The organism is Paenarthrobacter sp. R1 (assembly GCF_030264015.1).
Lineage (GTDB): Bacteria > Actinomycetota > Actinomycetes > Actinomycetales > Micrococcaceae > Arthrobacter > Arthrobacter ureafaciens.
The window spans coordinates 3,444,954-3,457,700 of record NZ_CP127115.1; the positions used below are offsets into that span (position 1 = coordinate 3,444,954).

The following is a 12,747-nucleotide window of genomic DNA, read 5'->3' on the forward strand; positions in this document are numbered from 1 at the left end:
CATGAGCATGGATGGCGTTGCCTGGAGCTCGCTGCATAAACTGACCCGCGCCCAAAGCGGCTCGCAGCCGTTCTCGAAGGAAACCCTGAAACGGGTCATGGCCTTCGCCGCGCCGCACAAGGGCAAGCTCATCGGGTTCGTCCTTGCCTCGATCGCGGGCGCCGTGCTGGCCGTCGCCACCCCTGTCCTCGCCGGGCAAGTAGTGGACGCCATCATCGGCAACGCCGGCGCCGGCACGGTGATCTGGCTAGCTGTCCTGATCGCCCTGGTTGCAGTGGGTGAAGCGGGCGTTGGGCTCGTGACCCGCTGGTTGTCCTCCACCATTGGCGAGGGCGTCATCGTGGACCTTCGCACCCGTGTGTTCGACCATGTCCAGCGAATGCCCATCGCGTTCTTCACCCGGACCCGCACCGGCGCGCTGGTGAGCCGCCTCAACAATGACGTGATCGGCGCACAGTCCGCGTTCGCCGGCACGCTGTCCGGCGTCGTCAGCAACGTGGTGGCGCTTGTCCTGACGCTCGCGGTCATGCTCAACACCTCGTGGCTGGTCACCGTGCTTGCCATGATCCTGTTGCCGATCTTCCTCATTCCCGCCCGGCGCATGGGCTCCAGGCTGGCCGATCTCCGGCGCGAGGCTGCTGCCCACAACGCGGCCATGGGCACCCAGATGACCGAGCGGTTCTCAGCCCCCGGCGCTACGTTGGTAAAGCTTTTCGGACGCCCGGATGAGGAATCACGGGAGTTCGCTGCCCGGGCAGGCCGTGTGCGGGACATCGGCATCCGCACGGCCATGCTGCAGTTCACCTTCGTCACGGCGCTGACCCTGGTGTCCGCCCTCGCTTTGGCCCTGGTTTACGGGCTTGGCGGCTGGTTGGCCATCGGCGGCCAGTTGGCGGCGGGCGACGTGGTGGTCCTCGCCCTGTTGCTGACCCGCCTCTACGCACCGCTCACCTCGCTGTCCAATGCCCGAGTGGAGATCATGAGTGCGTTGGTCAGCTTTGAGCGCGTGTTCGAAATCCTCGACTTGAAGCCGCTCATCACGGAAAAGCCCGACGCCGTCACCGTTCCGCCGGGGCCGGTGGCCATTGAGTTCGACGACGTCCGCTTCGCCTACCCCTCCGCGGAAAAGGTCTCCCTGGCCTCCCTTGAGGACGTGGCCACGCTCGATACCCGCGGCGGCGAAGAAGTCCTTCACGGCGTCAGCTTCCGCGTCGAACCCGGGGAGACGGTGGCTCTGGTGGGATCGTCGGGCGCCGGCAAATCCACCATCGCCCAGCTGCTATCCCGCCTCTACGACGTCGACTCCGGTGCAGTGCGGCTGGGCGGCACAGAAGCCCGGGACGGCGTGGACGTGCGCGATGTCCGCTTCGACTCGCTGCGGGACACCTTGGGAATGGTCACGCAGGACGGCCACTTGTTCCACGAAACCATCGCTTCCAACCTCCGCCTGGCACGGCCGGACGCCACGGAAGAGGACATGTGGGGCGTGCTTCGCAGGGCGCGCCTGGAAGCCATGATCCGTTCCCTTCCCGATGGCCTGGACACTGTGGTGGGGGAGCGCGGGTACCGGCTCTCCGGTGGCGAAAGGCAACGCCTCACCATCGCCCGGCTCCTGATCAAGCAGCCGCGCGTCGTCATCCTCGACGAGGCAACAGCCGCACTCGACTCCACCAATGAAGCCGCCGTGCAAGCGGCCTTGGGAGAAGCGCTCGAGGGGCGCACCGCCGTCGTGATTGCCCATCGCTTGTCCACCATCCGCGCCGCGGATGCGATCCTGGTGGTTGAGGACGGCCGGATTGTGGAGCGGGGCACGCACACGGAGTTGCTTGCGGCGGACGGACGCTATGCGGAGCTCTACCGGACGCAGTTCGCCGAAGCTACGGCCGTGGCCCGCGAGTTCTAGCCCAACTGACTGGCATTAGGGGTTGCTCTGAGCCCTCAGAACAACCCCTATTGCCAGTTACTTCGGGGATTCGAGGGCAGGGAGGACGTGGTCCGTGAGCAGCGGTGCGAGGTCCTCCGGCCAAGGCTCCGTCACATCGAGCCAACGGATCTCAGCGATCTCCGCCGACGGGTGCGCCTCCCAGATGCCAGGCGCCGTGAAGACCGTGGCCTCGATGGTGGTGGCTTCCTCATTGGCGGCCACGGCATGCCAAACGCCCAATGGCTCGAGGTCCGCGGGCGCCACATCGATGCCGACTTCCTCCAGCAGCTCCCGCGACGCCGCCTCCGCGGCGTTCTCGCCGGCCTCGGGCTTCCCGCCGGGGTGCATGAATTTCCCGGTGCCGCGCTTGCGAACGGTCAGGAGTTGGCCGGCCCGGTTGTAGACACAGACGGCACTGACCACGATCACGTTCATTGCGCTCTCTCCAAGTGCGATTCCAGCAGCAGGTCCTTGGCCGGGCCGTGGACGTCCCACGTGAAGCTGAAGGAATCCGGTCCTTGCCAGGAATAGCGGACGTGATAGTCGTCGGGGTCGCACCAGTGCTTGTCCGTGGCCAGGCCGGAGAAGCTCATCACATGGAAAGGACGGCCATCAGGGAAGAACACGTCCAGGGTGCGCCGGTCGGCGCCGGGTTTCAGGACATACTCACGGAAAGCGGGGCCGGTGTGCGTGGGCCAGTGCATGGTTCCGTCTTCGCGGTAGTCCAGTCCGCCGTCGGGGTTCCTGGTGTAACGCACGACGCCGGTAAAGGTTCCGCGGGTGCCGGTGGCGCGGTCCAGAAGGGTTCGTTCCACGGACCATTCGCCGGCCAGGTAGGCCAGCAAGTCCTCCGGCGGCTGATGGTCCTTCAAGTGCCCTCGATTGGAATCGAACCAACGACACCGGCTTTAGGAGAGCCGTGCTCTATCCACTGAGCTACGAGGGCATGTTTCCTGGTCCTGGATTCCTCCGCGGAGGGGTCCAACGCCCGGACACGACTACAAGCATACAAGCTGCCGGGGCAGTGCCCGAACACCGCTAGGCTGGCGGACATGAAAGGACAAGCGACTGCGCCGGAAGTGGCCGGAACTTTCCTTCCGAACGTTCGGAGCATCCGGGCAGGGATCGGTGGCTGGGCGCAACTGAGTGTTGTCCAGTACTTCGTGGCAGAGGCCGCTGTGATCGAGGCGTGGGCGGGCCCGGAGCCCTACAGCCGTGCCACCGGATTCATCAGCGACCTCGGTGCCGTGTCCTGCGGGGTCTACGAGGACCGCGACGTTTGTTCACCCCTGCATCTCCTCATGAACGTGTCCTTTGTTGTGCAGGGGCTGGCCTTGGTGTTGGGTGCGTTGTTCCTAACGGCGGGCCTGCTGTGCGTTGCCGCCCGACCGGGGGTTCCTGCCCGGCGCTTCCACACCAATTCCGTGCGGGTGTTGGCCAAGCCGTGGATCCTTGCCGTGGCTATCCGGATCCTTACGGGTGTTGCCGGCGTGGGGACGATCATCGTGGGCCTGGTTCCCGAGGACTACGGCTCGCCCTGGCATTTGGCCGGCGCGCTCATGTTCTTCATCGGCGGCGGGTTCGCGTTGCTGCTGTTTGGCTTCCTCTGGATGAAGCAAACGCCGGTGAGCTGGTTCCTTGCCGCTTGCGGTGTTGTGTGCGTCGGGGCCCTGGTTGTTGGCGGAGTGACTGCCATGGATGTGCCCCAGCCGGGTTTGCTGGAGCGGTTCATGGCGTACCCGGTGACCGTCGGGTTGGCTGCGGCGGGCCTGGTGATCGCGCAACGCGTGCATCGGGAGCGGCGTTTCCGTGCCCTGCAGGCCCGGTAGGGGTGCTCGCAGGTCCGGTTGGGGCGGGCCGGGCGGGAACGGTAGCGGCACAGGTCCGGAACGGGTCTCTCCGGGTGGGGCGCACCCTTTTCCGCCGTGCGCGCCCGTACGAATAGGGGCGTCGGGCGGGAACAGCAGCGCCACAGGTCCGGAACGGGCGCGCCGGGCGGGAACGGCAGCGGCACAGGTCCAGAAACGGGCGAGAACCATGCTCACAAGGGCTGCGTCGTGCACGGCCCGGGTCTATCCTTGGCGCTATGACGACGGCGGCTGGTCCGCGGGGCGGTGAACGGGGGCTTTTGCCGGACCTCGCAGGGCGACGCGAGCTTGTTGGAGGTTGGGCGGCGATCACGCTCATCCATTACTTCGTGGTGGAAGCGATTGCGATGGCTGCGTGGCGTGGCAACCCTGGCTACGACCGGCGCGAACACGTCATCAGCGACCTAGGGGCAGCACACTGCGGCCCGTTCAACGGCTACGAGGTCTGTTCGCCCCTGAATTGGCTAATGAACGCCTCGTTCGTGCTTCAAGGAGTGGCCATGGTGCTGGGAGCAGTGTTGCTGAGTTCGGCCGTATTGTCCGTGGCAGCGGAGCACGGGCAGCGAGCCATCACGCCAGCCATGGCAGGCAGGTCCGCCGAGGCTTTTCCTTGGATCGCGGCGTGGGCGGTGCGTGCATTGGTCCTCGTTGCCGGGATCGGACAGGCCATGGTGGGCCTGGTTCCTGAGGACACGGACCTTGCGCTGCATCTGACCGGCGCCGGCATGTACTTCATTGCCGGACCGCTGGCCCTGGTGGTCCTGGGCCTGGTGTGGCGGGGGCACACGCAGATGTCTTGGATGGTCCTGTTATTCGGAGTGGTGTCCCTTGGAACCACGATCTACGTCCTGGCAGTCCAGTTGCGGGTGGAAGAGGCCGGCGCAATCGAACGCACCATGGCGTACCCCATCATCCTGGGCTTGTCATTGGTGGGCCTGGTGGTGGCCCGCCGTGTCACCAAGGAACGCAGGGCAGTCAGGACTTTGGGGCGTCCGGCCCTCCAGTAGCGCCCGCCCCTCCGGTAACCTTCGGCCCTTTAGTGGCGTCCGGCCTTTCGGCAGCGGCAGCAGAATCCTTCCGCCCAAGGAACACCGCAGCCACACCACACAGCAAGCTGAGAAGGAACAGCACCCACGACGCAACTGTGACCGCCGACGCCACGGCCACCGAACCGGCGTCGGGCGCTTCCGCGGCCAGTACCGAATCGATGGCGACGTTCGACCACAAGTGCGCCACGGCAAAAAGCAGGGGAGCCGCCCACATGGCCCACCGCCATGCTTTGCGGGCAACGTTGGTGCCGATGAGCAAGAGCCAGCTGAAACCGAAAATCAGCGGAAACAGGGTCCCGGCGGTCTTATGCACGTAGTTCAACTGTCCGCGGGCGTCCTCGTCCATGGCCGCGTGCAGTTGGGCGATGTAGTCCTGCGAGAAGCCTCCGATGAGCGAGTCGGGCATGGCCAGGCCACCGGACAACTGGGTCATCTGGTTCAGGGTGAGCAGGTGCAGGTACCAGAACAGGAAAAGGCTGGCCACCACGCCGGCGATGACAATCAGTTTCGAGTTGCTCTGCGCCTTCTGGGGCGTCCGGGCGGTGGTGGGATTAATGACGGGCGGCAACGAGTGTTCCGGAACCACTGCCTTTGCTCCGTGTTTCTTGATGCGCTGCGCTGGGGTCTTGGCCATGTGATTCATTATCCCGCCACATAAGCTGGAACCATGACCATCGGCAGGCACACAGCAACTGAACTCGATCCATCCCTCGACGATTACCAACTGGCCAGCGCTTTGGTCCGCGAGGCAGGCCAGCTCGCGCTCCTGATGCGGATGGGCGGCCTGCAGGGCGAACGCAAGACTTCGGTGTCCGACGTCGTCACGGCAGCCGACCGGGCCGCTGAAGCCTACGTGCTGGAACAGTTGCGCCGCTGCCGGCCGGATGACGGAATCCTTGGCGAGGAGGGCGCATCGGTAGCCGGGACCAGTGGCCGGACGTGGGTGATCGATCCCGTGGATGGCACGTACAACTTCCTGCACGGCTCCACTTACTGGTGCTCCGCCATAGCCCTCAAAAGGAACGATTCGGACCACGGCGGCAATGCCGCGGCGGATCCTTCCGTGATCCTCGGCGCCATCTACCAGCCCGAAACGGACAAGCTCTGGCTCGGCGGCGAGGAGCGCGCAGCAACCCTTAACGGCGAAGCGATCTCCGGTTCGGGTGATACCTCAGTGAGCCAACTGTGCGCGGCGACGTACATCCATCCGACCTGGCTCGCCGACCCCCGGACCGCCATGCCGTGGCATGCAGCCGCCATCACCGCAGCATCGCTGCGGATGTTCGGTTCAGGATCCTGTGACCTTGGCCGCGTCGCCGACGGTGAACTCGGGTGCTGGTTCCAACACAGCTGCCCCGAATGGGACTGGCTTCCGGGCAAGGCGATTGTCCGGGCTGCCGGCGGGGACACCGCGGTGGTGCAGGTCAACGGGCTGAATTGGTTCGTGGCGGGAGGCTCGACGGCGGTCAGGGAGTTGAGCGCGGCCCTTACTTCAGTGCCGCAGTTCGCTTAGTTCGCCTGGCTTTCAGTGGCCCGATCCCGTCCACGGACCGGGCCCGGGCCAAGGAGTGTCAGACCCACCGCCTAGACTGGTAGGCACCATGGATATGTTGTTTGACCCCTACGCAGACGGACCCTTCAACGCAGGCCCCCGGGCCGCAGTCAAGGCTGCGCCGGAGCTTTCCCGCCCCGGTGGTGGTGCGGGAGGCGCCCGGGTGGGAACGGACAACAGCGGCCCGGGGGAGGCCCCCGGCTCGGGCGGCTGGGGTCATCACGACGGCGGGATGCCGACCGCCGATGCGCTTCTCCAGGGGTTGAACCCGCAGCAGGAAGAAGCCGTGAGGCATGCCGGCAGCCCCCTGCTGATCGTGGCAGGTGCCGGCTCCGGCAAGACCCGCGTCCTCAGCAACCGCATTGCCTACTTGATCGCCACCAAGCGGGCGCATCATGGCGAGATCCTGGCTATCACCTTCACCAACAAGGCCGCCGCGGAGATGCGCGAACGTATCGAAGCCTTGGTGGGCGGCCGGGCCAAGGCCATGTGGATTTCCACCTTCCACTCCTCCTGTGTCCGCATTTTGCGGCGTGAGGCGGCCAACGTCGGGCTGAACTCCAACTTCTCTATCTACGATTCCGCGGACTCCCTGCGGCTCATCACGCTCGTGGCCAAGAACCTGGACCTGGATCCCAAGAAGTTCCCGCCCAAGGCAATCCAGCACAAGATTTCGGCGTTGAAGAACGAGCTGGTGGACGATGATTCCTTCGCGTCCTCGGCCAACTACAACGATCCTTTCGAAACTGCGGTCGCCGAGGTCTTCAAGGGCTACACGCAACGTTTGCGGCAGGCAAACGCCATGGACTTCGATGACCTTATTGCCCAGACCGTTTACATGTTCCGGGCATTCCCGGCGCTCGCGGAGTCGTACAGGCGGCGCTTCCGGCACGTCCTGGTGGATGAATACCAGGACACCAACCACGCCCAGTACGCCTTGGTGCGGGAGATCGTGGGTCTGGGCACTGACACGGATGTGGCCCCCAGTGAACTGACGGTGGTGGGCGATTCCGACCAATCCATCTATGCCTTCCGTGGCGCGGACATCCGCAACATCGTGGAGTTCGAACACGATTACCCGAATGCGCGGACCATCAAGCTGGAGCAGAACTACCGCTCCACCCAGAACATCCTCAGCGCAGCCAACGCGGTGATCTCCCGGAACCCCCACCGGCAGGAAAAGCGGCTGTGGACGGCCGAGGGCGACGGCGAGAAAATCATTGGCTACGTCGGTGAAAACGAACACGACGAAGCCCAGTTCATCGCCAAGGAGATCGACCGGCTGCAGGACGAGGAAGGGCTGCGTCCGGGCGATGTGGCCATCTTCTACCGCACCAACGCGCAGTCCCGGTCCATCGAAGATGTGTTGGTTCGCGTGGGCTTACCGTACAAGGTTGTGGGCGGCACCCGGTTCTACGAACGCAAGGAAATCAAGGACGCCCTGGCTTACTTGCGTGTTCTGGTGAACCCGGACGACGACGTCAACTTGCGCCGCGTGTTGAACGAACCCAAGCGCGGGATCGGAGACCGCGCGGAGGGTGCCATTGCCGCCCTCGCAGAGCGTGACCGGACTTCCTTTATGGACGCTGCCCGCCGGGCGGACCAGGCACCGGGAATGGCCACGCGTTCGGTGAACGCAGTGTTGGGCTTCGTGAAACTCCTGGATGACCTCGCCGAGGTTGCTACGGGTTCGGGAGCGTCGGCTGCGTTGGAAGCCGTCCTTGAACAAACCGGCTATCTTGCGGGACTCCGTGCCAGCAACGATCCCCAGGACGAGTCCCGCGTAGAGAACCTCGCCGAACTTGTTGCGGTTGTCCGGGAATACGAACGGGACAACCCGGAAGGGACGCTGGGTGATTTCCTGGAACAGGTTTCACTTGTTGCCGACGCCGACCAGATCCCGGACGCCCCCGGCGCCGACATCGATGCCGCTGTTGCCGAGGCGAAACGCTTGGGCGTTGTCACGCTCATGACGCTGCACACTGCAAAGGGCCTGGAGTTCCCCGTGGTGTTCCTGACCGGCATGGAGCACGGAATCTTCCCGCACCAGCGCTCGGCCACGGACCCGAAGGAACTCGCCGAGGAACGCCGCTTGGCTTACGTAGGCCTCACGCGTGCCCGTCAGCGGCTGTATGTCACCCGCTCCGAGGTCCGCAGCATGTGGGGCCAGAGCCAGTACAACCCGGCCAGCCAGTTCCTGCAGGAAATTCCTTCGGAGTTGGTGGACTGGAAGCGTGAAGGAACCAGCCGCCAGGTCGGAGGGTGGGGCAACGCGCCCATCGGGTCCAAGCAATACGGCGGGTCTTTCTGGGGTGCGGGAGGCTCGCGCGGCGCTTCCGCCAGCCCAACGGCGGGTTTCGACGCCGACGTTCCGGCCGCCGTCGCACGCACCCGAGTGCAGCCGCAAAAGGAAGTCATTTCCGTGGCCGTAGGGGACAAGGTCAACCACACCAGCTTCGGCAACGGCGTGGTGCTGGGCGTCGAAGGCGCCGGGGACAAGACCGTGGCGAAGGTGAAGTTCGACGTCGGCGAGAAGCGGCTGCTTCTGCGTTACGCGCCGCTGACCAAGCTTGATGCGTGACACCCACGGCATAATTGGTCGCATGCGACGGACTGTATTGGGGATCCTTGCCGCCTTGCTCCTGCTGAGCACCACGGCGTGTTCCTTCTCCACCAAGGATCCCAACTACGTTCCGCCGGAGCCTTTGCCTCCCTTGGAGCAGTTGAAGCAGGTCCCGGTCACGGAGCAGACCTCCCTGGCTGCAGGCAATGACGTCACGGCCTTTGTGACGCCGGACCGCAACATCGTCTGTGCCATGACGTCGGCCAGGGGCGGCCACCTCAACGTGCCCTACGAGCCGAACAGCTACTCGGACTCGGCCAACAACAAGTTTGCCGTGGTTCCGGTGGTCCATTGCGAGCTGGCGGCGTACCCCAAGCCCGAGGTGGATGACGTCGCCGATGACTGTGGCGGCACCGGCCTGGGGTACCTCGGCGGCACGGTCTTGTTGACTCCGGACAGCGCCGTGTACGGCTCGTGTCGCTCCGGCGTAACACAGATGGAGGCGGAGTTCGGGCCCAAAGGCAGCAAGGACGGACCCGTCTCGCAGCTTCGGGAGTTGAGCGAAGGGCAGAACATTGAGCGCAACGGCCTGCGTTGTTCGGCCTACAACAGCGGGGTTGCCTGCGGAAACGTTTCCGGCGGGGTGGCGTTCTTCGTCAGCCGTGAGGGCTACCAGCTGGTTTCCGACGGCGGCAAGACGGTCCGCGGGAGCCTCAAGAAACTTTCCTGAACACCGCCGGGGCTTCCGGAGGGCCAAAAATCCCCGTTATCACGGGGATTTTCTACGTTCCATAGAAGTGTAAGCTTACTCACTTAACCGGTAGTGTGGGAGGGGCGGGACTCCTCAAAGGGCTAAAGTTCCGAGAGGACCTTACGCAATGTGACCGGACGTTGATTCGGATTTTCGCTGCGTACTTTCCGCAGCTGGCTTCGCGTCATCGCGGTTCCGGCTGGACAGAAACTACTTCGACGTAGAAGGACACTAAACCGTGGACCTGTTTGAATATCAGGCGCGCGATATGTTCGAAGCGCACGGTGTACCCGTGCTCGCCGGCATCGTGGCGCACACTCCTGAAGAAGCGAAGGCAGCTGCTGAGAAGATCGGTGGCGTTACTGTCGTCAAGGCACAGGTTAAGGTCGGTGGCCGCGGCAAGGCTGGCGGCGTGAAGGTTGCCAAGTCCGCCGATGAGGCGCTTGAGCACGCAACCAACATCCTGGGCATGGACATCAAGGGCCACACCGTCAACAAGGTGATGATCGCCCAGGGTGCCGACATCGCCGAAGAATTCTACTTCTCGGTCCTCCTGGACCGTGCAAACCGCAACTACCTGGCCATGTGCTCGGTTGAGGGCGGCATGGAAATCGAGCAGCTCGCCGTCGAGCGTCCCGAAGCCCTGGCCAAGGTTGCCATTGATCCGGCAGTCGGCATCGATCAGGCCAAGGCCGACGAAATCGTTGCAGCCGCAGGCTTTGCCGAAGAACTCCGCGGCAAGGTTTCCGATGTGATCCTGAAGCTGTGGGACGTCTTCAAGAAGGAAGACGCCACCCTGGTCGAGGTGAACCCCTTGGTCCGCACGGGTGCAGGCGAGATCGTTGCCCTGGACGGCAAGGTCTCCCTGGACGAGAACGCAGATTTCCGCCACGTCCACCACGCTGAGCTGGAGGACAAGGAAGCAGCTGACCCGCTTGAGGCCAAGGCAAAGGCGCAGGACCTCAACTACGTGAAGCTGGACGGCGAAGTCGGCATCATCGGCAATGGTGCCGGTCTTGTGATGTCGACCCTCGACGTCGTTGCTTACGCCGGCGAGAACCACGGCAACGTGAAGCCCGCCAACTTCCTTGACATCGGTGGTGGAGCTTCCGCTGAGGTCATGGCCAACGGCCTTGACGTCATCTTGGGCGACTCCCAGGTCAAGAGCGTCTTCGTCAACGTCTTCGGTGGCATCACCGCTTGTGACGCAGTCGCCAAGGGCATTGTGGGCGCACTGGCAGAGCTCGGTTCTTCCGCGAACAAGCCGCTGGTTGTTCGCCTCGACGGCAACAACGTCGAAGAGGGCCGCCGCATCCTGACCGAGGCCAACCACCCGCTGGTTACCCTGGCCGCCACCATGGACGAGGGCGCCGACAAGGCCGCCGAGCTCGCCAACGCAGCTAAGTAAAGGGACGCGAGAATGTCTATCTACCTCAACAAAGACTCCAAGGTCATCGTTCAGGGCATCACGGGCGGCGAAGGCACCAAGCACACCGCACTGATGCTCAAGGCCGGCACCAACATTGTTGGCGGCGTCAACGCCCGCAAGGCCGGCACCACGGTCCTGCACGGCGACAAGGAAATCAACGTCTTCGGCACCGTCAAGGAAGCCATGGCTGAAACCGGCGCAGACGTGTCCATCGTCTTCGTTCCGCCGGCATTCACCAAGGACGCCGTTGTTGAAGCCATCGAAGCCGGCATCGGCCTGGTCGTGGTCATCACCGAAGGCGTTCCGGTTCAGGATTCTGCCGAGTTCTGGGCCCTCGCCCAGTCCAAGGTTGACGCCGACGGCAAGCAGATCACCCGCATCATCGGACCGAACTGCCCCGGCATCATCACCCCTGGTGAGGCATTGGTCGGTATCACCCCGGCCAACATCACCGGCAAGGGCCCCATCGGCCTGGTTTCCAAGTCCGGTACCTTGACCTACCAGATGATGTACGAACTCCGCGACCTCGGTTTCTCCACCGCGATCGGCATCGGCGGTGACCCGATCATCGGCACCACCCACATCGACGCCCTGGCTGCGTTCGAAGCCGACCCGGAGACCAAGGCGATCGTCATGATCGGTGAAATCGGTGGCGACGCTGAAGAGCGTGCAGCCGACTTCATCAAGGCCAACGTCACCAAGCCTGTTGTGGGCTACGTGGCAGGCTTCACGGCTCCCGAAGGCAAGACCATGGGCCACGCAGGCGCCATCGTCTCCGGTTCCGCCGGAACCGCACAGGCAAAGAAGGAAGCCCTTGAAGCAGCAGGCGTGAAGGTCGGCAAGACGCCGTCCGAGACCGCCAAGCTCCTGCGCGAGGTTTACGCAGCGCTCTAGTCTTTACGGCTGACCCACGACGGCGGCCCGTCACCTTTCCAGCGAAAGGTGGCGGGCCGCCGTCGTGCTTTAAGCGAACCGCCGCGAACGACCGGCAGGGGTGTACCCAAAGTTCCACATGTTTGTTAGTATGTCAGGACAAACTTCTGGAAAGGACACTTCCATGCCCTTGGTACGCATTGACGTCAACGAAGGCCGCACCCGCGAAGAGTTGGCAACCATCAGCCGCACCGTCCATGACGCCATCCTGGCCGAATATGGAATCCCCGAGCGCGACTACTTCCACATCCTCACCGAGCACCCGCAGGGTCAGATCGTCGCCCAGGACGCGGGCCTCGGTTTTGAGCGTAGTTCCGGGGTGGTCATGATCCAGATCTTCACCCAGGGCGGCCGCAGCCAAGATGCAAAGAGCGCCCTCTTTGCGGCGATTGCGAAGGGCTTGGGCGAGGTGGGGATAGCCGGTGAAGACGTCTTCGTGGGCTACGTGGAGAACACTGCAGGGGACTGGTCGTTCGGCTTTGGCCGCAGCCAGTATGTCACCGGCGAGTTGGCTGTCCCGGCCAAATAACCGGGCCCTGTGTCACGTTGTAAATATGTCAGTACAAACCTTTGACAGGACATTAAATCTGGTGCAAAGTAGTCATGTGGCCCCGCTCACTGAGGGGTAGCAAGGCATTGGGGCCCAGCGCTCAAAGGTTCAGAGTTCCAAGAGAAAGG

General features: G+C 64.0%; 12 protein-coding genes and 1 tRNA gene. 9 read left to right on the top strand and 4 right to left on the bottom strand.

Annotated features, from left to right (window positions below; all coding sequences use genetic code 11):
- Nucleotide 1: 1 nt before the first annotated feature.
- Entirely contained in the window at nt 2–1,903 is a 1,902-nt protein-coding gene (locus QN084_RS16725) for an ABC transporter ATP-binding protein (RefSeq protein WP_069696165.1), read from the top strand.
- Between the two features lie 57 nt (nt 1,904–1,960).
- On the opposite strand, the gene QN084_RS16730 is transcribed toward QN084_RS16725, so the two are convergent.
- The 3 genes from QN084_RS16730 to QN084_RS16740 form a co-directional block, all read right to left on the bottom strand.
- A complete protein-coding gene (locus tag QN084_RS16730; RefSeq protein ID WP_021473639.1) occupies nt 1,961–2,359 on the bottom strand; it encodes an NUDIX hydrolase in 399 nt (132 codons plus the stop codon).
- A complete protein-coding gene (locus QN084_RS16735) occupies nt 2,356–2,796 on the bottom strand; it encodes a DUF6314 family protein (RefSeq protein WP_021473638.1) in 441 nt (146 codons plus the stop codon). Before QN084_RS16735 ends, QN084_RS16730 begins: the two co-directional genes overlap by 4 nt.
- Before the next feature lies 1 nt (nt 2,797).
- A tRNA-Arg gene (locus QN084_RS16740) sits at nt 2,798–2,870 on the bottom strand.
- A 106-nt stretch (nt 2,871–2,976) separates the two neighbouring features.
- Here QN084_RS16740 and QN084_RS16745 point away from each other — a divergent pair.
- Both QN084_RS16745 and QN084_RS16750 read left to right on the top strand, forming a co-directional pair.
- On the top strand, nt 2,977–3,753 hold the full coding sequence (locus QN084_RS16745; RefSeq protein ID WP_069696164.1) for a DUF998 domain-containing protein: 777 nt from the start codon (nt 2,977–2,979) through the stop codon (nt 3,751–3,753).
- Nucleotides 3,754–4,010: 257 nt separating this feature from the next.
- Nucleotides 4,011–4,799, top strand: a complete 789-nt coding sequence (locus tag QN084_RS16750; RefSeq protein ID WP_069696163.1) for a DUF998 domain-containing protein — start codon at nt 4,011–4,013, stop codon at nt 4,797–4,799.
- On the opposite strand, the gene QN084_RS16755 is transcribed toward QN084_RS16750, so the two are convergent.
- Nucleotides 4,768–5,475 carry a hypothetical protein gene (locus QN084_RS16755; protein ID WP_021473635.1) on the bottom strand — a complete coding sequence of 236 codons (708 nt, stop codon included), beginning with the start codon at nt 5,473–5,475 and terminating at the stop codon, nt 4,768–4,770. The genes QN084_RS16750 and QN084_RS16755 overlap by 32 nt on opposite strands.
- Before the next feature lie 33 nt (nt 5,476–5,508).
- Here QN084_RS16755 and QN084_RS16760 point away from each other — a divergent pair, with 33 nt between their 5' ends.
- The 6 genes from QN084_RS16760 to QN084_RS16785 all read left to right on the top strand — a co-directional run bounded on the left by QN084_RS16760 (nt 5,509) and on the right by QN084_RS16785 (nt 12,598).
- Complete coding sequence (locus QN084_RS16760) at nt 5,509–6,354, top strand: inositol monophosphatase family protein (RefSeq protein ID WP_069696162.1); 846 nt, start codon at nt 5,509–5,511, stop codon at nt 6,352–6,354.
- An 88-nt stretch (nt 6,355–6,442) separates the two neighbouring features.
- Nucleotides 6,443–8,974 (top strand): DNA helicase PcrA, encoded by a 2,532-nt coding sequence (gene pcrA / locus QN084_RS16765; protein ID WP_069696161.1) that lies wholly within the window; start codon nt 6,443–6,445, stop codon nt 8,972–8,974.
- Between the two features lie 22 nt (nt 8,975–8,996).
- A complete protein-coding gene (locus tag QN084_RS16770; RefSeq protein ID WP_083261996.1) occupies nt 8,997–9,686 on the top strand; it encodes a hypothetical protein in 690 nt (229 codons plus the stop codon).
- 259 nt (nt 9,687–9,945) lie between these two features.
- A complete protein-coding gene (gene sucC, locus QN084_RS16775) occupies nt 9,946–11,115 on the top strand; it encodes an ADP-forming succinate--CoA ligase subunit beta (protein ID WP_021473631.1) in 1,170 nt (389 codons plus the stop codon).
- A 12-nt stretch (nt 11,116–11,127) separates the two neighbouring features.
- Nucleotides 11,128–12,030, top strand: a complete 903-nt coding sequence (sucD, locus tag QN084_RS16780; protein ID WP_069696159.1) for a succinate--CoA ligase subunit alpha — start codon at nt 11,128–11,130, stop codon at nt 12,028–12,030.
- 163 nt (nt 12,031–12,193) lie between these two features.
- Entirely contained in the window at nt 12,194–12,598 is a 405-nt protein-coding gene (locus tag QN084_RS16785; RefSeq protein ID WP_021473629.1) for a tautomerase family protein, read from the top strand.
- Nucleotides 12,599–12,747: the final 149 nt, after the last annotated feature.